25 protein-coding genes are annotated in these 24,167 nt (G+C 66.6%); 9 read left to right on the plus strand and 16 right to left on the minus strand.

Going from position 1 to position 24,167, the window contains the following annotated elements; genetic code table 11:
- Nucleotides 1-200: 200 nt before the first annotated feature.
- The gene (locus tag AB4083_RS10270; protein WP_441607699.1) at nucleotides 201-971 is read left to right on the plus strand and encodes a M48 family metallopeptidase; all 771 of its coding nucleotides are present in this window, start codon (nucleotides 201-203) and stop codon (nucleotides 969-971) included.
- 104 nt (nucleotides 972-1,075) lie between these two features.
- On the opposite strand, the gene AB4083_RS10275 is transcribed toward AB4083_RS10270, so the two are convergent.
- The 5 genes from AB4083_RS10275 to AB4083_RS10295 form a co-directional block, all read right to left on the minus strand.
- Entirely contained in the window at nucleotides 1,076-2,272 is a 1,197-nt protein-coding gene (locus tag AB4083_RS10275) for an MFS transporter (protein ID WP_441607700.1), read from the minus strand.
- 100 nt (nucleotides 2,273-2,372) lie between these two features.
- Nucleotides 2,373-2,804: a GFA family protein gene (locus AB4083_RS10280; RefSeq protein ID WP_441607701.1), complete on the minus strand. Its 432-nt coding sequence runs from the start codon at nucleotides 2,802-2,804 to the stop codon at nucleotides 2,373-2,375.
- Between the two features lie 252 nt (nucleotides 2,805-3,056).
- On the minus strand, nucleotides 3,057-4,076 hold the full coding sequence (locus tag AB4083_RS10285; protein WP_441607702.1) for an alpha/beta fold hydrolase: 1,020 nt from the start codon (nucleotides 4,074-4,076) through the stop codon (nucleotides 3,057-3,059).
- 112 nt (nucleotides 4,077-4,188) lie between these two features.
- Complete coding sequence (locus AB4083_RS10290; protein WP_441607703.1) at nucleotides 4,189-6,060, minus strand: M1 family metallopeptidase; 1,872 nt, start codon at nucleotides 6,058-6,060, stop codon at nucleotides 4,189-4,191.
- Nucleotides 6,061-6,430: 370 nt separating this feature from the next.
- Nucleotides 6,431-7,069, minus strand: a complete 639-nt coding sequence (locus AB4083_RS10295) for a glutathione S-transferase family protein (protein WP_441607704.1) — start codon at nucleotides 7,067-7,069, stop codon at nucleotides 6,431-6,433.
- A gap of 153 nt (nucleotides 7,070-7,222) precedes the next feature.
- Between AB4083_RS10295 and AB4083_RS10300 the strand changes: the two genes are divergently transcribed.
- Nucleotides 7,223-7,372, plus strand: a complete 150-nt coding sequence (locus AB4083_RS10300; RefSeq protein ID WP_441607705.1) for a hypothetical protein — start codon at nucleotides 7,223-7,225, stop codon at nucleotides 7,370-7,372.
- Nucleotides 7,373-7,401: 29 nt separating this feature from the next.
- Here the strand turns inward: AB4083_RS10300 and AB4083_RS10305 are convergent, their stop codons facing one another.
- From AB4083_RS10305 to AB4083_RS10320, 4 genes are all read right to left on the minus strand, one after another.
- On the minus strand, nucleotides 7,402-7,692 hold the full coding sequence (locus AB4083_RS10305; protein WP_441607706.1) for a type II toxin-antitoxin system RelE/ParE family toxin: 291 nt from the start codon (nucleotides 7,690-7,692) through the stop codon (nucleotides 7,402-7,404).
- Nucleotides 7,679-7,975 carry a type II toxin-antitoxin system RelB/DinJ family antitoxin gene (locus AB4083_RS10310; RefSeq protein ID WP_441607707.1) on the minus strand — a complete coding sequence of 99 codons (297 nt, stop codon included), beginning with the start codon at nucleotides 7,973-7,975 and terminating at the stop codon, nucleotides 7,679-7,681. Before AB4083_RS10310 ends, AB4083_RS10305 begins: the two co-directional genes overlap by 14 nt.
- An 86-nt stretch (nucleotides 7,976-8,061) precedes the next feature.
- Nucleotides 8,062-9,018, minus strand: a complete 957-nt coding sequence (gene pip / locus AB4083_RS10315) for a prolyl aminopeptidase (RefSeq protein ID WP_441607708.1) — start codon at nucleotides 9,016-9,018, stop codon at nucleotides 8,062-8,064.
- Nucleotides 9,019-9,071: 53 nt separating this feature from the next.
- Complete coding sequence (locus tag AB4083_RS10320) at nucleotides 9,072-9,578, minus strand: Lrp/AsnC family transcriptional regulator (protein WP_441607709.1); 507 nt, start codon at nucleotides 9,576-9,578, stop codon at nucleotides 9,072-9,074.
- A 111-nt stretch (nucleotides 9,579-9,689) separates the two neighbouring features.
- Here AB4083_RS10320 and AB4083_RS10325 point away from each other — a divergent pair, with 111 nt between their 5' ends.
- The 3 genes from AB4083_RS10325 to AB4083_RS10335 all read left to right on the plus strand — a co-directional run bounded on the left by AB4083_RS10325 (nucleotide 9,690) and on the right by AB4083_RS10335 (nucleotide 11,689).
- On the plus strand, nucleotides 9,690-10,619 hold the full coding sequence (locus AB4083_RS10325) for a DMT family transporter (RefSeq protein ID WP_441607710.1): 930 nt from the start codon (nucleotides 9,690-9,692) through the stop codon (nucleotides 10,617-10,619).
- Nucleotides 10,620-10,626: 7 nt separating this feature from the next.
- Nucleotides 10,627-10,923 carry a cupin domain-containing protein gene (locus AB4083_RS10330; protein ID WP_441607711.1) on the plus strand — a complete coding sequence of 99 codons (297 nt, stop codon included), beginning with the start codon at nucleotides 10,627-10,629 and terminating at the stop codon, nucleotides 10,921-10,923.
- Between the two features lie 79 nt (nucleotides 10,924-11,002).
- A complete protein-coding gene (locus AB4083_RS10335) occupies nucleotides 11,003-11,689 on the plus strand; it encodes a glutathione S-transferase family protein (protein WP_441607712.1) in 687 nt (228 codons plus the stop codon).
- A gap of 5 nt (nucleotides 11,690-11,694) precedes the next feature.
- Here AB4083_RS10335 and AB4083_RS10340 read toward each other — a convergent pair whose 3' ends face one another.
- The 3 genes from AB4083_RS10340 to AB4083_RS10350 form a co-directional block, all read right to left on the minus strand.
- Complete coding sequence (locus AB4083_RS10340; protein ID WP_441607713.1) at nucleotides 11,695-12,228, minus strand: NMCC_0638 family (lipo)protein; 534 nt, start codon at nucleotides 12,226-12,228, stop codon at nucleotides 11,695-11,697.
- 68 nt (nucleotides 12,229-12,296) lie between these two features.
- Nucleotides 12,297-12,956 (minus strand): Pr6Pr family membrane protein, encoded by a 660-nt coding sequence (locus AB4083_RS10345; protein WP_441607714.1) that lies wholly within the window; start codon nucleotides 12,954-12,956, stop codon nucleotides 12,297-12,299.
- 20 nt (nucleotides 12,957-12,976) lie between these two features.
- Nucleotides 12,977-13,612 (minus strand): TMEM175 family protein, encoded by a 636-nt coding sequence (locus tag AB4083_RS10350; protein ID WP_441607715.1) that lies wholly within the window; start codon nucleotides 13,610-13,612, stop codon nucleotides 12,977-12,979.
- Between the two features lie 315 nt (nucleotides 13,613-13,927).
- Between AB4083_RS10350 and AB4083_RS10355 the strand changes: the two genes are divergently transcribed.
- From AB4083_RS10355 to AB4083_RS10370, 4 genes are all read left to right on the plus strand, one after another.
- The gene (locus AB4083_RS10355) at nucleotides 13,928-14,926 is read left to right on the plus strand and encodes a hypothetical protein (RefSeq protein WP_441607716.1); all 999 of its coding nucleotides are present in this window, start codon (nucleotides 13,928-13,930) and stop codon (nucleotides 14,924-14,926) included.
- On the plus strand, nucleotides 14,913-15,632 hold the full coding sequence (locus AB4083_RS10360) for an RES domain-containing protein (RefSeq protein WP_441607717.1): 720 nt from the start codon (nucleotides 14,913-14,915) through the stop codon (nucleotides 15,630-15,632). Before AB4083_RS10355 ends, AB4083_RS10360 begins: the two co-directional genes overlap by 14 nt.
- 345 nt (nucleotides 15,633-15,977) lie before the next feature.
- Complete coding sequence (locus AB4083_RS10365) at nucleotides 15,978-16,511, plus strand: hypothetical protein (RefSeq protein ID WP_441607718.1); 534 nt, start codon at nucleotides 15,978-15,980, stop codon at nucleotides 16,509-16,511.
- 160 nt (nucleotides 16,512-16,671) lie between these two features.
- Nucleotides 16,672-17,703 carry a sensor domain-containing diguanylate cyclase gene (locus AB4083_RS10370; RefSeq protein ID WP_441607719.1) on the plus strand — a complete coding sequence of 344 codons (1,032 nt, stop codon included), beginning with the start codon at nucleotides 16,672-16,674 and terminating at the stop codon, nucleotides 17,701-17,703.
- Nucleotides 17,704-17,718: 15 nt separating this feature from the next.
- Here AB4083_RS10370 and ubiE read toward each other — a convergent pair whose 3' ends face one another.
- From ubiE to AB4083_RS10390, 4 genes are all read right to left on the minus strand, one after another.
- A complete protein-coding gene (ubiE, locus tag AB4083_RS10375) occupies nucleotides 17,719-18,474 on the minus strand; it encodes a bifunctional demethylmenaquinone methyltransferase/2-methoxy-6-polyprenyl-1,4-benzoquinol methylase UbiE (protein WP_441607720.1) in 756 nt (251 codons plus the stop codon).
- A 46-nt stretch (nucleotides 18,475-18,520) separates the two neighbouring features.
- Nucleotides 18,521-19,873, minus strand: a complete 1,353-nt coding sequence (locus tag AB4083_RS10380; RefSeq protein WP_441607721.1) for an amidohydrolase family protein — start codon at nucleotides 19,871-19,873, stop codon at nucleotides 18,521-18,523.
- A 74-nt stretch (nucleotides 19,874-19,947) separates the two neighbouring features.
- Complete coding sequence (plsB, locus tag AB4083_RS10385; RefSeq protein WP_441607722.1) at nucleotides 19,948-22,620, minus strand: glycerol-3-phosphate 1-O-acyltransferase PlsB; 2,673 nt, start codon at nucleotides 22,618-22,620, stop codon at nucleotides 19,948-19,950.
- Between the two features lie 189 nt (nucleotides 22,621-22,809).
- Nucleotides 22,810-23,760, minus strand: coding sequence for a hypothetical protein (locus AB4083_RS10390; RefSeq protein ID WP_441607723.1), 951 nt, complete (start codon nucleotides 23,758-23,760; stop codon nucleotides 22,810-22,812).
- Between the last annotated feature and the right edge of the window lie 407 nt (nucleotides 23,761-24,167).

The following is a 24,167-nucleotide window of genomic DNA, read 5'->3' on the forward strand; positions in this document are numbered from 1 at the left end:
TTATGCGGCCAATGCTCCGAAACCCGCGCCCTGCCTGGATTTTTCCCCGCCGAACCCCATCTATGCTGGTTCCCGGCGCCCCTGCGCCGGGCGTCACCCGGCCGTCTTGCATAGCCTGCATGCTCTCCGCACAGTGGCAGGCGGACAATGGCGGGACAGGGCGGCCGGGAGCAGCATTACGGCAAGGTGGGGTAGTAGCGATGACGCAGCATCTGGAAGGCGACTGGCTGGAGCTATCGACGACGAGCGGCGGGACCATCCGCGTGCTCAAGTCCGCACATCCGCGTGCGCGCCGCCTGCGCCTCACCGTCACGCCGAAGGGCGCGCGCGTGTCGTATCCGCACGGCACCCATCCGGCGCAGGTCAGCGCCTTCCTGCGCAGCCATGTCGACTGGCTGGAGAAGAAGCTCGACGAGTTGAACCTGGTGACCAAGCCGCTGCCGCCGCTGCGCCTGGGCTATGCCACCGAATTCCCGCTGCGCGGCGAAACCACCTTGCTGGACTGGGCCGAGGGCCCGTATCCGAAAGTGGAGCCGTACGAAGGCGGCCTGACCCTGGTGATCCCGCGTCCGCATACGCGTGCCCTGCCGGTGGCGCGCGGCCTGCTCGCCTCGTATTTCGAAACGCTGATCCGCCGCGACGTCGCGCGCTGGATGGCCGGCTACGTGCCGCAGCTCGGGCTCGCGCCCACCGCGCTGCGTATCCGCTCGATGAAGAGCCTGTGGGGCAGTCTCGATACGCGCGACCGCATCAACCTCGATCTCGCGCTCGCCCTGGCGCCGCCCGCGGCCTTGCGCTACGTGCTCGCCCACGAGCTGTGCCACCTGAAGGTGCGCAGCCATTCGCCGCGCTTCTGGACGCAGGTGGAGCATCTGTTTCCGGAATGGCGCGAGCAGCGCGACTGGCTGCGGCAGAACGGCGCGATCCTGAAGGCGGAACTCGACCGGCTGGTCGCCGACGTCGCGGATTAAGCTGAAAAGCCGGCGTAGGTTGGGGTGAGCGCAGCGAACCCCAACAGCCCAAGCTCCATGGCCACCGCATTGTTGGGGTTCGCTGCGCTCACCCCAACCTACGACTAGGCGGTTCGGCGGCCATAGCGCAGATAAAGCCACCCGGTCAGCCCGATCGCGATCACCGAGAACGAAGCCGCGGTGGCGAACAGCGGCCCATAGCGTCCGCCCGACACCAGCCATCCGCCGAGCGGTCCGGCCACGCCCAGCGCCAGATCGGTAAACACCGAATACGCGCCTAGGGCCGAACCGCGATTGCTCAGCGTCACCCGCTGCACCGCCTCCACGCCCAGCGCCGGGAAAATCAGCGAGAACCCGATGCCGGTCAGCGCGCCGCCGAACATCGCCATCGCCGAACTGCCCGCGGCGGCCAGCACGATCAAGCCCACGCATTCCACCGTGAACGACAGCAGCGCCACGCGATAACCGCCGAAGCGCGAGATCGCCCCGCCCAGCACCAGCCGCACGCCGACGAAGCACGCGCCGAACACGCTCAGCGTCGCCGCCGCGCCGCTCCAGCCCATCGCTGCGTAGTACAGCGTGACGAAGGTGGCGAGCGCGCCGAAGCCCACCGCGCCTAAAGCCAGGCCCATGCCGTAGGGGAATACGCGGCGGAACACGTGATGCATCGGCAGGCGTTCGCCCGATTCCACTTTCGCCGCGGGCCGACGCCATCCCAGCAGCAAGCCCATCGCCATCAGCAGCGCGCCGGCCACGCCGATCGCGACGAAACCGAACGCGCTGGTGAGCAGTACGCCCAGCGGCGCGCCGGCGGCGAGCGCGCCATACGTCGCCACGCCGTTCCACGAAATCACCTTGGCCGTATGCGCCGGACCGACCCGCCCGATGCCCCACATGATGCAGCCCGTGCCCACGCAGCTCTCGCCCACGCCCAGCGCCAGGCGCCCCACCAGCAGCAGCGCGAACGAAGCCGGCGGCCACGGACGCAGCAGCGCGGCAAGGATCATCAGCACGGCGCTGATGCCGCAGGCTGTCATGCCGATCAGTGCTGCGCGCTTGGGGCCTGCGGTATCCGAGGTGCGGCCGGCGAAGCCGCGGCTGAAAAACGTGGCGACGTATTGCGTGCTGATCACCAGGCCGGCCAGCACCGCGCCGTAGCCGAGATCGTTGTGCACGAACGGCGGCAGCACGGCGAGCTGCAGGCCGATCACCAGATAGGCGAAGAAGGTGAAGCTGACGATCTGGACGATGCGCCAGGTCAGCCGCAAGCCTTGGGGCTCGTCGTGGATAGCGGTATTCATGGATTTCTTTCAGGCAGGCCGCGGCAGAGGCGAGGTGCGGCGCCGGCTATTGTCGCAGAGCAGCATGGCCCGGGCGACTAAAGAAATCTTAATCCGGAGCTCAGCCGTCGGCTGCGGGGAAGTCTACCTGGCCGATCCAGTTGCGCTGGCGCCGCGCGAGGCGGTCGCCAACCTCTTCGCCGTCCAGTGTGCTGGAGCTGTGCTGCAGGCGGGACGGGTCGACGTTCTCGAAGGTGTTGACGTTGACCACCGCGTACAGCCGCCCATCGATGCGGCTGGTCACCAGCGGCACCACGCCGCAGGTCATGCAGACCTGGAACGCGGCGGTTTCGGTGCCGAAGGAGTAGCGCGAGACGCGCGTCGGATCGGCCACGCGCACTTGCAGCTTTCCTTGCGGGTACGAGGTCCACACGCCGCCGTGGCGCGTGCAGAAGGTGCAGGTGCACGCGCGCGCGGGGATCGTGTCAGGGTCGGGCTGCCAGTCCAGGGCAAACGTGATGTTGCCGCAATGGCAGCGTCCGTTGATCAGCATGCGAGGTTCCTAGAAAGCCCCTCTCCCGTCGGGAGAGGGGTTGGGGTGAGGGTACGGGCGGAGCGCAAGAGTGATATGCACCGCTCCGGCCGGACCCTCATCCGGCTGCCGCCACCTTCCTCGCTCCTCCACGCGAAGAGGGCACAGGGATGTGCCCGGCTTTGATGAGCGAGGAGAGCCGCGCACATCCCTGTGCGCTCCCCGCGTGCCCCCGGAGGGGGGAAGGATTCGACCTGGATTGCTGAGACTGAATCAGCCGCCCAGCGGCATGTGCTGCACGGCGAAGGCACCGAGTATCCGCGCCGTCTCTTCAGGCTTTTCCAGCACCGGCATGTGATTGCAGCCGGTGAGCACGGAGGAGCTGATCGCGCTGGCATGCGACAAGCCATTGCGCAGGCTGTCCAGCGACGAGATGTCGATGATCTTGTCGTCGTGGCACCACAGCCCCAGCACCGGCATGGTCAGGCGATCCAGGCGGCTCTGCACCGACAGGTATTGCGAGGGATCGAGCAGCTCGTGGAAGGTGCGGTCGACAAACGGACGTTCGCGCTGGTTCTTCTCGATCAGCACATCGACGAAGCGGCCCGGGATGCTGGGCATCTTCTCGAAGGCGAGCAAGGTGGCGCGTTCGAAGCCGGCGCGGTCGTCGTAGTTGAAGAGATTCTTGCCGGCCAGCGACTGGCGCTCGAAGTCGTTCTCGTTGGCCTTCAGGCCGAACGCGTCGATCAGGGCCAGTGCGGCCACGTGTTCGGGATGATCGGCTGCGTAGGTGCCGGCGATCGCGCCGCCCATCGAGTGGCCGACCAGCACCACGCGCTGCAGCCGCAGCGCGGCGACGAAGCCCTGCAGGCGCGCGGCCTGCGCATCGATGTTGTAGCTGGCGCCGTCGACGCGGGTGGATTCGCCCCAGCCCGGCAGGTCCGGTGCGATCACATGGAAGTTCGGGGTGAGCAGGCGCAGCTGTTCCAGCCACACGTTCTTGTCGGCGCCGAAGCCGTGCAGCAGCAACAGGGTGGGGCCCTTGCCGCCTTCGTAGTAGACCCACTTGGTGTCGCCCACCTGCACCGAGTGCGTTTCCACGTGTGCGGCCATCGCCTTGCGCGCCACTTCCGCGCGCAGCAGCCATTGCGGCGCGAACAGATAGCAGCCGCCCAGGCCCAGGCCGAGCACCAGCGCCACGATGGCCAGGAACTTCAGGCGGCGGATCAGCAAGCGCTGCCACAAGGGACGCTGCTTGCCCTGGCCGGTGGCGGGAAGGGAGGACTTGGTCATCGTGACGATCCGCGCAAAAGGAAGAAAAGCAAGAGGAAGAAAAGCATGAGGAAGCAAAGCATGTCGGGTCGCACGGCGCGCCGATCAAGCCCGGCGCGCCGTGCGGCGGCGATCACTTGGCCGGCTTCTTGGCTGCCGGGTGCTTGGCCTTGTCGATGATCCGCTGGACGGCGTCCTGGGTCATCGGGTGATAGCCGGCCCTGGCCTTCGCATACACCTGCTCGGCGTAGGCCAGGCCTTCCGGCGTCTTGACGAAGGCGCGGTACAGTGGCGTGGTCAGGTACAGGCGGCCGATGCGGGTCATATGCTCGGCGGCGGCGCTCCACACGGCCTTGTCGCCGGCGGCGATGGCGTGGCTATACCAGCGCATGCCGATCTCGGCATTCGGCGTGCCGGTCAGATGCCAGGCGGCGTCGAGCTGCTGCAGCTTGTCCAGCGGCGCGGCGTCCGGCAGGCCGTCGAGGAAGTACATCCATTCCTGCGTGTTCCAGCCCTTGGCGTCGAGCTTGTCGGCAGCCAGCGAGCCGCCGAGGAAGCCGGCGCGCTCCTTGTCGATCGCGTCGAAGCGCGGCGAGGCCGGCAGCGGCGCGTTCTTCGGGATGCCGGGTTCGTACACCCATGCCTTCACTTCGGCCCAGTCCATCTTGCCCGGGTTCTTGTCGAACAGATTGGCCTTGAGGTACTCGAGCATCTGCTCGGTATCGATGCTCTGGAACGCGAAGTGCGCGAAATAACCCTTCAGGTACGTATCGAAGGTGCTGCGGCCGAAGCGCTGCTCCAGCGTGCGCAGGAACCACGAGCCCTTGGTGTAGGCCACGTCGGACAAGGTGTCGTCGGCGTCGACGCCGTGCGGTTCCGGCGCCAGCTTCTGCGAGTTCTCCGGCATCTCGCCGATATGCTTCTGCAGGTCGCGCGCGGACAGCAGCGCTTCCTCGTCGGCCAGCGCCTTGCCATAGACGGCCTCGGTAATGCGGCCCTGCACGTAAGTGGTGAAACCCTCGTTGAGCCAGATATCGCGCCACGCGGCGCTGGTCACCAGGTTGCCCGACCAGGAATGCGCCAGCTCATGCGAGACCAGCGAAACCAGGCTCTTGTCGCCCACCAGCACGGTCGGCGTGGCGAAGGTCATGTTCGGGTTTTCCATGCCGCCGAACGGGAACGAAGGCGGCAGCACCAGCAGGTCGTAGCGGCCCCACGCGTAGGGGCCGTAGAGCTGTTCGGTGGCGGCGATCAGCTTCTCGGTGTCCTCGAATTCCTTGGCCGCCTTGCCGACCACGCTGGGCTCGGCATACACGGCCGAACGCGGGCCGGTTTCCTGCACCGCGATATCGCCGGCGGCGACGGCCAGCAGGTAGGACGGAATCGGATGCGGCTGGTCGAAGCGGAAATCGCCGTCCAGTGCGTGCTTGGCGTCATTGAGCGCGCTCATGGCCACGCGCACGTTCTTCGGCGCGGTGACGTGGGCGCTGTAGGTGAAGCGGATCGCCGGCGAATCCTGCAGCGGCACCCATGAGCGCGCGTGGATCGACTCCGACTGCGAGAACATGAAGGGCGCTTTCTTGTCCGCGGTCTGCGCCGGCGCCAGCCACTGCAGGCCCGACGCGGTGGGCGCCGTGACGTAAGCGATGCGCACCTGCGCCGGATGCTGCGGCGCCTGGATGGTGAGCTTGCTGCCGAGCTGCTTGTCGGCCGGCGCCAGCGCGTACTTCAGCACGCTGGCCTTGCCCGCGCCGTCGACCGCTTCGACCTTGGCGATCTTCAGGTCGCGCGTATCCAGCACCAGCGCCTGCGCCTTGGGGTCTTTCCAGTCCAGCTTCAGCGTGGCGACGCCGTCGAGCTGCTTGTGCGGGAAGTCGATCTTCAGGTCCAGGTCCAGATGGGTGACGCGCACCTGGTCGGGCTGGGCGTAGGAGTGAGGATCGGTGGCATAGGCGGCCAGGGGCAGGGCAAAACTGCCGATGGCAAGGGCGCAGAGAAGGCGCATGGGTGGCTCCGGCGTAACGGGAGCGCCGAGTATGCCATTGCGTCGGCGGGGTGGCCCGTGGCTGGGGTCATTGCGAGACGCCGGGTATAGCCTGAGATGGCGGCCTTGTAGAGGCACTCATATCCGGAACCCTTCTCCCTCCGGGAGCACGCGGGGAGCGCACAGGGATGTGCGCGGTTCTCCTCGCTCATCAAAGCCGGGCACATCCCCGTGCCCTCTTCGCGTGGAGGAGCGAGGAAGGTGGCGGCAGCCGGATGAGGGTACGGCCGGAGCGGTGCACATCACTCTTGCGCTCCACCCGCACCCGCACCCTCACCCCAACCCCTCTCTCCCACAGGGACTACCTTCGGGTCGCCGATGGGAGAAGGGCTTACCGTGAAGCCGGTGCGTGCGGATCGATCGTGTACGGGAACCGCTCGCTCAGATGCCCCGGTTGCGCTTCCACCCGCGTCATCCATGCACGCAGGTGCGCGTAAGGCTCAAGCTCCAGCCCCGCGTCTTCCGCCAGCCTGGTGTAGGCGAACAGTGCGATATCGGCGATGCCGTAGTGGTCGCTCGCGACGAAGGGGCGGCTGGCCAGTTCCGCATCGAGGATAGCCAGCGCGCGCAGCCCGGCCGCGCGCTTCAGTTCCACCAAGGCCGGCGGCCGCTTCGGCAACTGCCCGGTCAAGGTCCAGTAGCGCAGCGAGCCGATCACCGACTCCACCCGCTCCTGCTCGAAGTTGAGCCACTGCAGCACCTTGGCGCGGCCGTAGGCATCGCCTGGCAGATAGGGCGTGCCTTCGGCGAGGTAGGCGAGGATGGCGTTCGACTCGGCCAGCGTGCGGCCGTCGTCCAGTTGCAGCGCCGGCACGGTGCCGGTGGGGTTGATGCGCAGGAAATCGGGCTGGCGGCCTTCGCCTTCGAAGATGCTCACCGGCACGGTGCGGTAGGGCAGGTCCAGGTGGCGCAGCAGTTGGCGCACTTTCCAGCCGTTCTGCGAGGGCAGGTAGTCGTACAGGGTGAGCATTGGGTATTCCACGTTTGGGTTGCGCGCACTATGGCGCGAACGCGAAGTCCGGTCCCTCCGTTTCTTGCGATGTGTCAGCGCCATGTCAACCGCGGCCCGGCTCGCGCGTCATCCATCCTTACGCCCACCCAGGGGTGACTGACGGTTGCATGTATGGCCCGGAGCTTTCGCCGCCGCCACGGCTTTCTCTTGCTGCTTCTGCAGCTGACGATTCTCGGTGCGGTCGCGCTGATTGCCAGCGACCTGCATGCCGATCAGGCGCAGACGGTGAACTTCAGGCGCAGCTATGTGGGGTTGCCGTAGCGTCGTGCGTCAGGCAGCACGCATGAAAGTCATGGCGAGCCAGCAGGAGGCCATTGCTGCGCGGCATGCAGGATGCGAAGGATCGCTATGACATTACGCAACTCCGCGTAGACCACCACATAGTTCGGCCGCACGACCATCTCTCGCGTGCCTGCCACACGGCCAGAGCGATAGAGCCTTGGTTGTGCAGGGAGCCCGGCTACCCGCGCTTCGATGTCATCCTTGAGCCGTTGCGCGGCGTCTGGGTTGTCGTCGGAGATGTAGTCGATGATAGCGAGCAAATCCGCTCGCGCTGTCTGTCGCCATTCAACGTCGGGCACGCCTTTTCCTTTCGATCAGCGCTTGAGCATCGTCCATGACTTGCTGATGCGACGAGGGCGGTCGCTTATCTTCGAGAGCTTCGTGCACTTTGGCGCGGAACCATGCGTCGTACGCATTCGAGTCGACGGCCAGGCCAGCGGGGAGACCGCCTTCCTTGACGATACGAGTCAGCAGAATGCGCACCGCATCGGAGACGGTGAGCCCGATGTCGGCGAGCTTCTCCGTCGCGATGGCCTTGAGTTCGTCATCTACGCGGACGTGGAGCATCGAAGTGTGAGTCATGGGGATAGCTTTGAGGGACCGGGTTAGTCCATATTGTATCTCAATAGAGATACATTCAAGTCCCCAGGGCTTCGAAACGCAGCTATTCAGGCCGCGTACTTATCCGCCAGCCCATCCGTGGCCCGCACCAACACATCCACGATCTCCGTCTCATACGCCGCATGCCCTGCGGTCACCACATGGAAATCCGCCTCCGGCCACGCCTCGGCGAGGTCGTACGCGTTCTTCACCGGGCAGATCAGGTCGTAGCGGCCATGCACGATCGTCGCGGGAATACGGCGGATCTTGTCCACGTCGCGCAGCAACTGCCCGGGTTCGAGAAAAGCGCGATGGCGGAAGTAATGCACTTCCGCGCGCGCCTTGCTGATCGCCGATTCCTGCGTGCCCGCATCGGCGGGATCGTAGGGCGTGTCGGCCAGCGCGATGCAGCTGCTTTCCCATGCATCCCACGCCAATGCGGCGCTCAGGCGGACTTGCGCATCGGCATGGTCCAGGCGGCGCCAATACGCTTCCACCATGTCGCCGCGTTCGGCTTCGGGAATGTGGGCGAGATAGCGGTTCCATTCGACCGGACGCACGAAGGCCGCGCCGCCGCCCAGTTCGTTGAACCAGCGGATTTCCTCATCGCGCACCAGCCAGATACCGCGCAGCACCAGGCCCAGCGCGCGCTCCGGATGCGCCTGCGCATAGGCCAGCGCCAGGGTCGAACCCCAGGAGCCGCCGAACACCACCCAGCGCTCGATGCCCAGCGCCTCGCGGATGGTTTCGATGTCGGCCACCAGATGCCAGGTGGTGTTGTCGCGCAACTCCGCGAACGGCGTGGAACGTCCCGCGCCGCGCTGGTCGAACAGCACGATGCGGTAGCGCTGGGGATCGAAGAAGCGGCGGTGATACGGCGACACGCCTGCGCCCGGTCCGCCATGCAGGAAGATCACCGGCAAGCCGTCGGGATTGCCGCATTCCTCCACGAACAAGGTGTGCAGCCCATCCATCGCGATGCGCTGGGTCTTGTACGGCTCGATCTGCGGATACAGCTCGCGCATGCGCTTGTCTCCTTGGCAACCGCGCGAGCATAACCCGCGCGATCGGCGTGCATTCAACCCAGGGTGGCGTTGGCCGCGTTGCGCATGGCCTGCGTGATCGGCCGGTTGGCATGCGAAGTCTGCAATACCACCAGGGTGGTGGTGCTGATGCTCGGGTGGATCTTCAGCAGCCGGTCCAGCACGTTTTCCAGGTGCGGCACCGACATCGCCACCACGCGCAGCAGGGCCGAGTCCTCGCCCGCCAGGCGGCGGCAATCGAGTACTTCGGGGATGCCTGCCACCAGTGCGCCGACACGTGCGCAGGTACCGCCGTCGCAGCGCACCCGGATCATCGCTTCCATGTCGTAGCCGAGCCGGCGCGGATCGATCTGGGCGCGGTAGCCGGTGATCACGCCGGCTTCTTCCAGGCGCTTGACCCGTTCGGCCACGGCCGGCGCGGACAGGCGCACCTTGCGGCCGAGCTCGGCGTAGCCCAGGCGGGCGTCCTGTTGCAGGGCCTCCAGGATCTGCCAGTCCTTGGTGTCCCAGGAGGGTTTCGATTCGAAGGTCAGAGCGTTCATGGGATAGTTCGATCGTTAGCGAAACATGACTATCGTACGCTGATTCATCATTCCGGGGTGACCGGCTCCGATCTACGATTTCCACTTGTTTCCGCCCCAGGAATCACCCCCATGAGCACCCCGGAACGCCTCGATGGGCGCGCCTTGACCTATATCGGCATCGCCCTGCTTACCTGGTCCTCGGCCTATGCCGCGATCGCCCATGCGCTGGGCTCGTTTACCCCGGGCGAAGTGGCTTTCGCTCGCTTAGGAATCGGCGCGCTGTGCTTCGCCGTACTGCTGCTGGTCAAGCGCGTGCCGCTGCCGGCGCGCAAGGACTGGCCGCAGCTCGCGGTACTCGGCGTGCTTGGACTCACCGCTTATCACCTGTGCCTCAACACCGCCGAAACCCGCGTCGCCAGCGGCACGGCGGCGATCATCATCTCGCTGATCCCGGCCGCCACCGCGGCGCTGTCCGCGGTGTGGCTGCGCGAGCGGTTGTCGCCGCGCACGCTCACCGGCCTGGGCATCGCCCTGGTCGGCGTGGTGGTGGTGGTGCTGGCCAGCGGCAAGGGCGTGAAGTTCGAGCCGATGGCGGCGCTGGTGCTGGTCAGCGTGATCTGTTCGGCGCTGCTGTTCGTCGGCCAGAAGCCGCTGTTCGCGCGCAACAGCATGCTGGGCGTCACCGGGTTCACCTTCTTCGCCGGCGCGCTGGCCGCGCTGCCGTTCGGCCTGGGCTTGCCGCACGCGCTGGCCCATGCGCCGATGGCGCATATCGGCTCGCTGCTGTGGCTGGGCATCGCGCCCACCTTTATCGGCTATATCGCCTGGAACGCCGCGCTGCAGCGCGCCTCCGCCTCGCAGGTGAGCAGCTTCATCTACTTCTCGCCGCCGATCGCGGTGTTGATCGGCTGGGTATGGCTCGGCGAACGCCCGGCGCTGCTCACCGTCGTTGGCGGTGCGATCACCGTCGGCGGCGTGATCCTGGCCAATGCGCGCAAGCGCCAGGCCGTGCCGGCGCCCACCGCATCGATGCCGGCGACACCGGCCAAGCCGTGCTGAGGCAGGCATGACGCTGATCGCACTGGCCGAGGCCGCCGGCGCGCTGCCGCAGGCGTGGCAGTCGCAAGTGCTGGCGCGCTTCGGCGATGCCAACCTGAAAGTGGTGCGGATGGATGAGGCGGCGTATCCGGACGAGTGCCACGACTATCCGGAAGGCTTGCTGGTGCTCGACGGGCAGATGCTGCTGGAGATCGGCGGCGAAGTCGTGCGCGTTGGCGCGGGCGAGTTGTACGTGGTGCCGGCGGGCGTGCCGCATGCGGTGGCCGCAGGAAGCTGCGGTACCTTGTTGATCCTCGACACCTGAGACAAGCCATCGGATAGCTGCGAAGCGTTCCGAACGACGCTACCCTTTCGGTTCTGACATGGGTCGCGGGGAGGCGGGCATGTACACCCTCTACATCGCCAACAAGAACTACTCATCCTGGTCGATGCGACCCTGGGTGCTGCTGCAGGAACTGGGCATCCCCTTCGTGGAAGCGCTGGTGCGCTTCGAGGGCAGCCACAATTGGGACAATTTCCGGCGCTTCGCACCGAACGGCAAGGTGCCGTGCCTGCACGATGGCGACGCGGTGTTGTGGGATTCGATGGGCATTGCCGAATACCTGGCCGAGCGGCATCCCGGCGTGTGGCCGGAAGATTCGACGGCCCGTGCCTGGGCGCGTTGCGCGGCGGCGGAGATGCACGCGGGCTTCGGTGCGCTGCGCGAGAACGCATCCATGAGTTGCGGTATTCGGGTGCGCCTGTTCCATCAGCCGGAGGCGCTGAAGGCGGACCTGGCGCGGCTCGACGAGCTGTGGACGGAGGGCTTGCAGCGTTTCGGCGGTCCTTTCCTTGCCGGCGCACGCTTTACCGCCGTGGATGCGTTCTACGCACCCGTGGCGTATCGGATCCAGACCTATGACCTGCCGGTGCAGCCGGCGTCAGCCGCCTATGCGGAACGTCTTCGCGCCCTGCCTTCCTGCCGCCGCTGGTACGAAGACGCCTTGCGCGAACCCTGGCGCGACACGGATCACGAAGACCAGACCCACCTCATGGGCGAATGGCTCGAGGATCGGCGCACGGCTGGGTGATCGGCCTACTTCTTCGTGCGCCCCAGTGAGGCCATGGCTTGTACGGGGGCATCCGGCGAGACGGCGGTGGTAAGCGTGAACAGTAGCTCGCTCTCATCGCCTGGGCGGGACCAGGTGTAGCTCAGTGTATGGATCGGGCCGGTCGGCGACATCTCGTGCTCGTCTTTATCGACGGCGGCGGCCAGCGGTGGCGGGCTGGTGGAGACCAGATCCTTGAAACGTCGTTCCACATTCGCGTCGTCGGCGTGTTGCGCGAACACCGCGCAGATGCCGTCATCGCGCAACGACACCACGAAGCGACCTTCGCCCGGCCCTCGCTGCGGCCATGCCTTGCCCGGCGCGCCGCCGAGGAAGAAGTTGGCGGTATTGGCCGGCAGTTCCGGTGTCTTCGCCGCCTCGAACTCAGCCTTTAGCGCCATGGGCTTGGCGTAATGCTTCATGCACTTTTCCGCATACAGCTTGACGAAGAACGCCGCGGCATCGCCATCCTGGGCGAGCGCGGGCGCGGCGGTGAGCAGCAGGGCGAGGCCGATCGGCAAGATACGCATGGTGGTCCGCTGGCGAGGTTTGCGTGCGCGCATTCTGCCGCAAGCGCGTGACGGAAGCGTCAGGCCGGCTGGGCCGTCGCCTGTGCGGCGCGGCGTGCCTGCCAGCGCGCCAGCGCCACCAGTGCCAACGCCACGGCGATAAAGAACAGCAGTACCAGCAGCGCATTCACCACCACCTGCAGATAGCCCAGGCTGGTGACGTCGAGGAAGGGATACGGATACCAGTGGTTCACCGCGCCGCGCGCCAACGCATAGGCGAAGTAGGCCGCCGGATAGCCCAGCCAGGCCGGGATCTGCCGCCGGCTCACCGCGGTCTTCGGCACCGCGAACCACCAGTAGGCGAGGAAAGCCAGCGGCATGACGTCGTGCAGCGTGGCGTCGGCGAACAGTTGCCAACCCTGCGGATGCCACAGCTGCCGCAGCATCACGTTGTAGACCGCGCTCACCACCACGATGCTCATCGCCACCGCCGTGCAGGTGCCAGGACGGTTGAAAAAGCGCGTGACGCTTCCGCGAGGCCCGAGCGCGCAGGCGGTGAACGCCAGCGCCACCAGGATATTGGTCAGGATCGTGTAGAAGCCAAAGTAGATCCACGTGCCCGCCAGCGCGCTCTGTCCCTTCTCGATCGACAACTGGATCGAGAACAGCCACTGCAGGATCAGCGCGAGCCATCCCAGCGCGGCGGCCGTGGCAGCAAACAGGCGAACACGTGTGGACATGCCAGCTCCGAACCGAACGATCAGGCGCCCTCGGCTGCCTGCTGGCGCAATGCGTGGCGCCGACCCGCCGCAGCATACAGCCGCACCAGGAGCGGAATAAGCAGCAGCAGGAAATTGTTCCAGCCCGGCAGGAACCACGCACCGATAAAGGCCAGTGCACTGGCCGTCGGCAGTCCCCACGAGCGCCAGCGCGCGGCGGTCACTTCTTCCGGGGGCACGTCGGTGCGCACGTGCGGTGCGCGCAGTGCGATGGAGAACAGCCGGCGCTGAAACAGGCCGGCCACCAGCAGGGTGCCCGAGTAAACCAGCTCCGGCACGCGCGCCCGCGGATTCGAACTCATCAACGCCGTGGCGAACGGCATGAACGCCATCGACATCAGCAAGAACATGTTCGGCCACATCACCTTCGGGCTGTAGTCGTGCAGCAGGCCGAACACGCGGTGATGCGACATCCACAGGGCGCCGATCACCAGGAAGCTCACCATGAAGCCGAGCAGGCTCGGACCCAGCTCGGCCAGGGCGTGCCAGTAGGTCGCATCGTCGATGCTGCTGACGTGCGGCACGTGCACTTCGATGATCAGCAGGGTGATCGCGATGGCGAAGACGGCATCGGAAAAAAAGGTGAGGCGTTCGAGTTGCGAGGTGTTGTGGCTCATGCGCTGCGGTTCCCCTGGATCGGGCGGGATGCTGCGGGAGGTATAGGGGCTTGTCCAGCGGAGAGAATGAGTGCGCTGCCGCTAGACGAGTCAGAGTTTTGGACCGCGCGAGTCAGGCCGCCTGATACTGCGTAGTCGCTACGATCTATCCCCATGAAAAAAATGAATATTTAGGACTATTTGGCGTTTCTTGCCACCCCGGGGCGCCCTAAGATGGGAGTCGAGGGATCCGTGCAGGATAAGCTTGATAAGGAGAATAAGATGGGGCATCATGCGTACAGGGCCATCTACCCGATGGCTGGACGGAGAGGCGACATGAGCATCCATGGCCACGTGGCGATCATGGAAATTCCCGCCGACGGTGACATCCGTTTCGGCAGCCGGCCGCTGACTTCTTTCATCCATACTCCGCACGCCGCCTCGCTCGACGTCGCCAGGCACGACTACAAGGGCGTGCTGCGCGTGTTTCGTCCTGACAGCGATGCCGAGTGGCTGACCAAGTCCGAGATCGCCGAGCTGGAGAGCCTGGCGAAAAAGCTCCTGGACGCCTCGCACCGCATCGGCGCGCTGGATCAACTGCTGCCCGCGCGCAAGTCGCCCAGGCAGCGTCAGGAAGTGCGCTACTTCGAACTGTTTGCCGACCTTGCCGTGCACGAGGTGCGTGCCGCCGAGGTGGCCGAGCGCGCCGGTCGCATGCTGAAGCGCGCGGACCAGGCCGGCTCGTCGCACGGGGTGCTGTTCGAGATCGAGCAGTACGACCCCGACGTCACGCTGCCGGCACTGCTCGAGGGATTCAGCCGCAGCCTGTCCGCCGAGATCGTCACCGAGATGACGATCGAGCCGGTCCTGGTCGCCGCCCCCACGCACACGCCCGCACAGGCGTCGGCCGCACTGCGCGACGAACTGCTGGGTCTGGGCTGGCCGACGTCGGCGGAAGTGGGCGAACGCCATGGCAGCAAGGCGGGCAACAAGGGCCAATGGGCGAAGGACCGCAGGGACCGCGGCGAGCTCTTCGGCGTGTGGTCCGCCAACGAGCGCACGTTCCGCCATCCCGACTTCCAGTTCGACGAGACCGGCGCCATCCGCCCGCTGGTCAAGGATCTGATCGCGGCCTTGTCGGTCAATCCGCAGTTCACGCCGGAGGCCGACAAGGGCGGCTGGCGGCGCGCCTTCTGGCTGCATGGCGCCACCCTGGCCCTGGCCGGCGCGAACGGCGCCGCGCGTGCGCCGGCGGATGTCTTCGTCACCGAGCCTGGCGCGGTGATCCATGCTGCGCGCGCCACGGCGGAGGCGGACACGCATGACGCATGGTGAGGACGCCTTGCTCGAACAGGTCGCGTTCGACGCGATGCCCGCCACGATCTACGGCCGCGTGCATCCCGCGCGGCTGCAGGACGGCACGCCGGTCGATCCGCTGAGTTCCAACCCGCGTTCCACCGCGCGCATGGCGATCCAGCCGGCGCTGGTGGCCAAGGCCCCGGCGCTCGGCATGTTCTACGCGGCCACCACCTCGGCCGGTGCGCTGTTCGAGGCGCTGCTGCGCCATGCCAGCATCTATCCGAAGCGCCAGGTCTACCTGCCGCGCAACAAGTTGAAGGGACAGCGGCTGGCGCTGGTGGAACTGCGGCGTCCGCTGGACATCATTCCGCTCGGGCTGCCGGACCGGCGCATCGTGGTTCCGGATGAGAATTCATGGCGTGAGACGCGCTGGCGCGAGCTGATCAGCACCGCCGATCATCGCGACACTCACGCGGCTGCCCTGGCCGTTTACGAGCAGGTTCGCGCCGCGGGCTTCCAGCATCACGGACTGAGCTGGCCGTCGATCCAGGCACCGCATGCCCTGGTCTACCTGCTTTACGACCCGCCGTTTCAGCGGGCCGACTGGTCGCTGATCAAGACGATCGAGCTGGATACCGCGGAAGGCGAGACATTCATTGCCGACGCATTGGCCACGGCCGGATACGCGTGGCTCGCCGATCCTGCCGGCGGCGCCTACGATCCTGACCCCGATGCGATCTGAGCCGGAGCCCATCGCCCTGACGTATGTCATGTCGTCGGAATGATGCTGGCGATTGGTGGGCCAGGTGTCGGCGTGATGAGATACACGCCATCACCAGCACGGTGGGCCGGCCTTAAGCGAATGCCACGTGTAAGGCACGGCACGAACGCCTGATCGCCCTTGTGGGCCATCGCGGTGCATGGTGAAGTTGCACGGCTCCACCCTATCGACGCTCATCGGCGTGCATGCAGGGCCGGAGATCCAAGGGGAACAACAGACAAACCGTCGACTACGCGGGCCTGACCGGCCTCGCGCGGCTGCTGGCGGCCATCGTTCGATCGACGACAACAGGAAGGGGAAGGCGGCATGGGTTTTTGGGGCGCGATGATCATGAGTTTCTGGGGCACGGTGTTCGCCATCGCCGGCATCGTCCAGCTCGACGGTGCGCGCAGCCCGTATCTGGCGATACCGGTGGCCGTGTTCGCGGCGTTCGCGGTCTATGCGCGCAGCGTGCATCAGGCTATTTCCAAGGACGGCCAGATCCGCAAGCTCACGCAGCGTGCGGAGAAGGTGGTGCAGTGGGCCACCATCGGCGAAGGCATCGGCATCCTGATCGCGATCAACGTGGCCAATAACGTCGGCCATCCGGAGCTCAAGCTCGCGGCCATCGCGCTGGTGGTCGGCCTGCATTTCCTGCCGATGGCGTATGGGATTCCGTTCTGGCAGTTCTACGTGCTCGGCGCGGCGCTGATCTTTACCTCGATCCTGGGCATGTACCTGCCGCAGCCGATGGGCAACGCCTTTGCCGTGTTGATGGCCTGCGTGGGGCTGTGGATGGCGGCGCTGTTCGCCATGCGGCGCGAGCTGCGCGGTGCGTTGACGGTGTCGACGAAGCCGTAAGCAGCTTGGGTCCGGTACGGGCAGGCGCCGATGTGAATCCGTTCGCGCTCGCCGCCGTTGCATGACACGGCGGCGGGTTCTAAGGTCGGCGGTGGCCCCTTCTGCTGGTTATTGAAATAACTTGCGATGGGTTTTCGATCGCAAGCTGTTGCTGCTTCCCATGAGCTACGCATCCATCGATTTCGTCACCCTGCTCGCGGATTCCGTCGCCGGCGCAAAGTCGCTGGAGGAGCTGGTCCGTCCACTGCTGGAACTGCTGCAGGCGGTGACCGGCCTGGAGTCCACCTACCTCACGCGGATCGATACCGCCGCCGGCATCCAGCACGTGGTGTACGCGCGCAACAGCTTGCGCCTGCAGATTCCCGAGGGCCTGGAAGTGCCCTGGGAAGGCACCTTGTGCAAGCGCGCGCTGGAGGAAGGGCGGCTCTATACGGACGACGTGGCCAATTGCTGGGCCGACTCGGAAGCCGCGATGGCGCTGGGCATTGCCACCTATACCAGCACGCCGGTGCGGATCGAGGACGGCACACTGTATGGCACGCTCTGCGCCGCCAGCGGCGAGCGCAAGCCGCTGGCCGATGGTGCGCAGAAGATCCTGTACATGTTCTCGCGGCTGATCGGCCAGCAGATCGAGCGCGAGCGCCTGGTGTATGCGCTGCGCCAGGCCAACGATTCGCTGGCGGTCAGCGCGCTCACCGACGCCATCACCCATCTGCCCAACCGGCGTGCATTGATGGAAGACATGCGGCGGCGCCTGGCGGCGCTGGAACGGGAGGGCGGCGCGCTGGCGGTGGCCTTCGTCGATCTGGACCAGTTCAAGGCGATCAACGACCACTATGGCCACGAGGTCGGCGACCAGTTCCTGGCCGCGATCGGCGGCCGCCTGCAGGGCGCGCTGCGCGCGGGGGATTTCGTGGCGCGGCTGGGTGGCGACGAATTCGTGGTGTTGTCGCATACACCGCACGACGGCGATGCCGAGGTTGCCGCGATGGCGCTGCGTACGCGTCTGCAGATCGCCACCACCGGGCACTTCGCACTGCTTGGCGCGGCGATCGACTACGCCGGTCCCAGCATCGGCATGATCGTCGCCACGCCGCAGGCGCACGACGCCGAAGCGCTGATCGCGCAGGCCGACGCGGCGATGTATGCGGACAAACGCTTGCGCAAGAGCATGGCGGCAGGCGTCGCCTGACCGCCGGGGCGGACCTTACAGCTTGTACGCCTTGTGGATCGCCACGATCCCGTTGGTGAGGTTGCGCACCTCCACCTTGCCGAAGCCCGCGCGCTCCATCATGTCTTTCAGCGTCTGCTGGTCCGGATGCTTGCGGATCGATTCGGCCAGGTACTGGTAGCTGTCCGCGTCGCCGGCGAACAGTTGCCCCAGCTTCGGCAGCACCTTGAACGAGTGGAAGTCATAAAGCTTGGCGAACAGCTCGCTCTGCACCTTGGAGAACTCCAGCACCAGCGCACGGCCGCCGGGCTTGAGCACGCGGCAGATATCGGCCAGCGCCTTGTCCTTGTCGGTGACGTTGCGCAGGCCGAAGGCCATGGTCACGGCATCGAAGCTGTTGTCGGGGAAGGGCAGGCATTCGGCGTTGAGCTGGGCCCAGCGCAGGCCGCCGACCAGGCCGCGGTCGGTGAGGCGGTCGCGGCCGACACTGAGCATGGCGGCGTTGATGTCGCCCACCACCACCTCGCCCTCGGCGCCGACCACGGGCTTGAGCAGCGCGGCGATATCGCCGGTGCCGCCGGCCAGGTCCAGCACGCGGTCGCCCTTGCGCACGCCGCTGATGGCGACGAAGTGGCGCTTCCACAGGCGGTGCACGCCGAACGACATCAGGTCGTTCATCAGGTCGTAGCTGCCGGCCACCGAAGTGAACACGCGGCCGACGAGCTTCTGCTTGTCGTCGACCGGGACGTCGCGGAAACCGAAATGGGTGGTCTTGGGCTGCTGTTCGCTCATCCGCCTATGCTACAGGATGGCCCCGCGCGGCGCCCCGGCCACGGCCTTATCGGTCGAGCGCCTGGCCGTCCTGCTTGTAGATCACGCCGTCCTTCATGACGAAGCTCACCCGCTGCATGGTGGTGATGTCGTCCAGCGGGTTGCCGGGCACGGCGATCACGTCGGCATGGCGGCCCGCGGCGATCTGGCCCAGTTCGCCGGGCTTGTGCAGCAGCTCGGCGGCGTGGGTGGTGGCGGCCTGCAGGGCGACCATGGGTGGGATGCCGGCCTCCACCATGTACTGGAATTCGCGCGCGTTCTGGCCATGCGGGTAAACAGCGGCATCGGTACCGAAGGCGATCTTCACGCCGGCCTTGTAGGCCTTGCCGGCAGTGGCCTGGATGATCGGGCCGACCAGCTTGGCCTTGGCCGCGACCTGGGGCGGGTAGTAGCCGGGTTTTTCCGCCATCTGCTGCACGTACTTGCCGGCGGTGATGGTGGGCACGTACCAGGTGCCGTGCTCCTTCATCAGCTTCATGTCTTCGTCGTTCATGAAGGTGCCGTGTTCGATCGAATCGACGCCGGCCAGCACGGCCCGGCGAATCGCTTCGGCGCCGTGCGCGTGCGCGGCGACGGTGTAGCCGTAGTCGTGCGCGGCGGTGACCACCGCCTTGATCTCCTCGATGGTCATCTGCGCGTTGTCCACGCTGGCGCTTTCGTCGAGCACGCCGCCGGAGGGCATGATCTTCAGCAGGTCCACGCCGTCCTTGTAATGCTGGCGCACGGCTTTGATCGCGTCTTCCGGGCTGTTGATGATGCCGTCCTTGGTGCCGGGGTCGCCGGCCAGATCCATGCGATAGCCGTCCGTGGGGTCGGCGTGGCCGCCGGTGGAGCCGATCGGCTTGCCGGCGGTGAAGATGCGCGGGCCCGGCACCACGCCGGCATTGATCGCGTTGCGCAGCGCGATGGACTCGTTCTGGTTGTCGCCGAGGTTGCGCACCGTGGTGAAGCCGGCCAGCAAGGTGCGCCGCGCATAGACGGTGGAGCGGACGGCGTAGTCGGCGATGTTCCAGCGGAACTGATCGGTGAAACCGGTGGCGCTGGTCTGCGAGGTCAGGTGGGTATGCGAGTCGATCAGGCCGGGCAGGCAGGTGCCATCGGCGACATCGACATAAGCGAAGTGCCCGCCCGCGGCGGCCTGGCGATACGGCTCGGGGTCGACCGCGCCGGCACGGATTTCCTTGATGCGATCGCCCTCGACGATCACCGTGGACACGCCAAGCATCTTGCCGGCCGCCGGGTCGAACAGGCGCGCGCAACGCAGCACGCTGATGTCATGGCCGCTGCTTGCGGCATCCGCACTCTGCGCGGCAATGGGGACGATGGCGGCGGCGAGTGCGAAGGCGAGACGGACGGGCATGGCGACCTCCTTGGCGGAAGCCGCATCCTAGGCAGACTCGAGGCCCGCCGTCATCCGCCCCTGCCGTCATCCACCTATGGATGCGGCTTGTGGTGCTCCTGCCGTTCCGCTTCCAGGTGGCGCTCGTGCAGGGTTTCGCTGGTGGTGGGCTCTTCGGTGGCGGGCGGCTCGGCGACCGGCGGCTGCGCGATCGGCAGCTCGGCGGTCGGCGTCGCCTCATCGGCCGCCGTCGCGGTGCGATGTTCTTCCTTCTCGATGTCGCCGCCGGGCGTCATCTTGAGGATCGAATGGCGCACTTCGCGCGCCAGGATCACACGCGCATCGCGCACCATCACTTCCAGCGCCCGGTCGTAATCGAGCTTGCCGTTCTCGTCGGTCCAGATGATGCGGCTCTCGCGCAGCTTCTGGATGAAGCCGCGGAACAGCGCCTTGTCGAAGAACTCCGGCGCGGACAACTCGTTGAGCAGGGCCAGGCGCTGCGCGGTGAGCGTGCAGGCGTTCTCCAGCTCCGCGGGAGTGAGCACGTGCGGGCCGTTCTTCACCAGCGCGGCGATGGTGATGTAGTAGCGCTCGAAGGCCTGGATCAGGCTGCGCGCGATGGCGCGCAACTGATAGGCCGCATCGTCCTGGCCGGGGCCGCGTTCCAGCACGCGGCCTTCGCTGGTCGCTTCGAGCAGGCCGCGGCGCACGAAGAAATCGATGGTGGCCTGTACCTGCTGGCCGAAGCCGTCGGCATCCCACGGCAGGAACAGCTCGCCCTGGATAAACGGGTAGATGATGCGGCCCAGGCGCAGCACCGAAGCGCGCGTCATGCGGCGGTTGTTGAGGAAGCAGCAGGCCACCCAGGCGGCCGTGGCCATCAGGTGCAGCACGTTGTTGCGGAAGTAGCTGAGCAGCACCGCCTGCTCGCCTTCGGTCATCAGCACGTCGCCGAGCGGATGGCGCACGCGGCTGATCCAGCCCATCTGCTCGCCGTAGGCGATGATGCCGGCCGGGTCCATCGGGGTGAGCGTCATGCGGTCGGAGTAGGGCAGCTCTTCCAGCAAAGCCTTCATCAGCTCGAGCTGGGCGAGCAGGTCGTTCTCCGCCATCGCGTGCTTGGGCGTGGACAGCAGGGCCAGCGCCAGCAGGTTGATCGGATTGACGTCGGCGGCGCGGTTGATATTGACGTGGATCTTCTCGGCCAGATCGTCGACCACGCTGTTGAGCCATTCCGGCTTCACGTCCGGATCGCCGCCGGCGGTGCGCCAGTCGGGGCTGGCGGCATCGAGCAGCGGATTGAGTTCGATCGGTTCGCCGAAGTTGAGCGCGACGTGGCCATAGCGCTGGCGCAGCACCTTCAGGCCGCGCAGCAGGCCGATCAGCGATTCCTTTTCCTTGGACTTGCCGGAGAGCTCGCCGACGTAGCTCTTGCCTTCCATCAGCTTCTCGTAGCCGATGTACACCGGCTGGAACAGCACCGGGCGGCGCGGCGCGCGCAGGAAGGCGCGCACCGTCATCACCAGCATGCCGGCACGCGGTGCCAGCAGACGGCCGGTGCGGGAGCGGCCGCCTTCGATGAAGTATTCGATCGGCACGCCGCGGTCGATCAGCTGCGCCAGGTATTCGTTGAACACCACCGAGTACAGCGCATTGCCCTTGAAGCTGCGGCGCAGGAAGAATGCGCCGCCACGGCGCAGCAGCGGGCCGATCACCGGCAGGTTGAGGTTCACGCCCGCGGCGATGTGCGGCACCACCACGCCGGCCTGGTGCAGCTGATAGCTCAGCAGCAGGTAGTCGGCATGGCTGCGGTGGCAGGGCACGTACACCACTTCGTGGCCCGGCGCGGCGGCGCGGACCTTGTCGAAGTGGTGCATGGCGATGCCGTCGTACAGCTTGTTCCAGAAATTGGAGAGCAGGAACGACACCGAGCGCACCACCGGGTGCGAGTAGTCGGCGGCGACTTCCATCGCCATGTCGTGCGCCTTGCGCCAGGCCTTGGCAGGGCTGATGTTCTCGCGCGCCGCGGTGGCCGCGATGGCATCGCGCACCGGCTCGGCGTTGAGCACGGAATCGACCACGGTACGGCGGTGCGAAAGGTCAGGCCCGATCACCGCCGCGCGGATGCGGCGGAAATGCGTGCGCAGCACGCGGGCGATCTTGCGCGCGAAACGCTCCGGCTGCTGGATGTCGCCCGCTTCGGTCATCACCGAGCGCAGCGACACCGGGGTGGAGAAATGCACCACCGTGTCGCGGCCGTTGAGCAGCAGGGCGATCAGGCGGCGGAAGCGGCCGACCATCACCCAGTTCTCGGAGAACAGCACGCTGAACCAGCCCGATTCGCGGTTCGGCGCGCGGCCGACATAGATGGAGACGGGCACGATCTGGATGTCGCGCTCCGGGTCGGCTTCCAGCGTGCGTACCAGCTGGCTCAGCGTCTCGGTCGGCGCGCGGTGGCGATTGCGGCCGAACAGCCAGCCGTCGCGGCGCACCAGCGCAAACATCGAGCGCCGCCGGCGCGCGCCCTGCAGCGGCTGCATCGGGCTGGGCAGGCCGGCTTCGCGGCAGGCGCGCTCCAGGATCAGCGCATCGGAAAAACCATCGCGCTCCACCACGTAGCACACCGGCAGGCCGGGCTTGAGCAGGGTCGCAGGTTCGGCCGGGTCGCGCCGCAGGCGCAACCAGGGTTCGAGCAGTTGCCCGGCCAGGTTGAACCACCAGGGCGCGCGGCTGCGGGCGGGAAGTTCCGCGGTCGACATGTTCGGCATCCACGTATTGTACTGGGTGAACCCGCCCGTTCCGGTAGGGCCGAGCGTTGAGCGCCTCTCCCTCCGGGAGAAGGGTTGGGGTGAGGGTACGGGCGAAGTGGTGCGTTGCGCTCCGGCCGAACCCTCATCCGGCTGCCGCCACCTTCTCCCGCAGGGAGAAGGAATTAGCTTTGGGAGGGTAACGCGTGTTTAACGCCTGCTTGGTGCGAGTGCGTGAGGCGCGCTGCTCGCAGGTGCCGGCGCACTCGCCGCAGTTGCGGGCACGCTCAGGCGCTGATGCGCATCGCGCACGTTCTTCAGCAAGTCTTCGCTGTACCAGCGGCCGTCCTGCTGCATCAGGCTGGACTCGGTGCTGAGCGGCTTGCCCAGCAGCACGTAGTCGATCTTCACCCGCGCGTAGCCGTAGGCATTTTCCAGCGTGGTCACCTTGACCGAGTCCAGCGCCTGGTCCAGCGACAGGCCGTAGATGGCGAGCACGTCCCTGAGGCCGAGATAGCCGGTGCTGTACTTCTGCATCGCGGTATCGAAATCCATCGCCTGCAGCTGATCGGCGTTCTTGATGTCCAGCTTGCGCGCGGTGGCCACCAGCGAGGCGATCGACTGTTTGGCCTTGGCCTGGTCGAACCACGCCTGCTGCTGCGCCCAGGGCACGACCACGTCGAGGATGTCGTTGGCCTGCTGCTTCTGCACCGCCGTCATGCCGTGGCTCTGGTCGAGCGCGGTGCGTGCGATGCCTTGCCCGATGCCGAGCATCACCGGCAACTGGTCGCTGTACTGATGCTGCAGCTGGGCGAGCTTGGGCTTGGCCTGGGCGTAGAGCTTGTCCTCGGCGCCGGGCTCGGTGAGCTCCTTCATCTTCGCCTCGAACTGCGCGCGGTCCTCCGCGCTGGGCGCTTCGACGGCGTGCTCGCGTGGCCAATCGGCGCGCAGGGTGGCGTAGTCAGCAGCGGGCAGGGAGTGCTTCCAGAGGCCGGCGAAATCGCCGGCGCGGATCAGCTTCACCTCGTCCTGGATCGCCGCCTCCGGCGTGGCGGCGCCGGTGAGCTCGGCTTCCTTCTGCTTGTCCTTGTCGTGGCAGGCCGCCATTGCGGCCAGGGCCAGCAGCCCGGGCAGTAGAAGACGGAGCGGAGGAAGACGCATCGGAAGGATCTCGCACAGTGGCTTGCCGCACCCAAGCAGGCGCGACGATGAGCCGGGGAGCGTAAGGGCGCCCGCTTTGGATAGACAAGGGCAGGTAGTCCCACTTTCAAGCTCGTCATTCCGGCGCAGGCCGGAATCCAGTGGCGTCATGGCTTGATTGTCGCGATGTCATTCCCCAGCCGCCTGCAATCAAGCAAACAAGCTGCGCTGCCGCGACAATCGACCGCTGTCGCTACTGGACTCCGGCCTGCGCCGGAATGACGAGCTGCAAAAAAGAAAACCCCGCGGGCGTTGGGCCTCGCGGGGTAATCCGGCAGAGCCGGAAGGGAAATGGCCTTGCCCGCAGAATCTGTGGTCAGCAGCAGGGTCGGCGCGGCGATCTTAACCGCATCCTGAAAGCTAAGGCA

The organism is Dyella sp. 2RAB6 (assembly GCF_052115385.1).
Lineage (GTDB): Bacteria > Pseudomonadota > Gammaproteobacteria > Xanthomonadales > Rhodanobacteraceae > Dyella_D.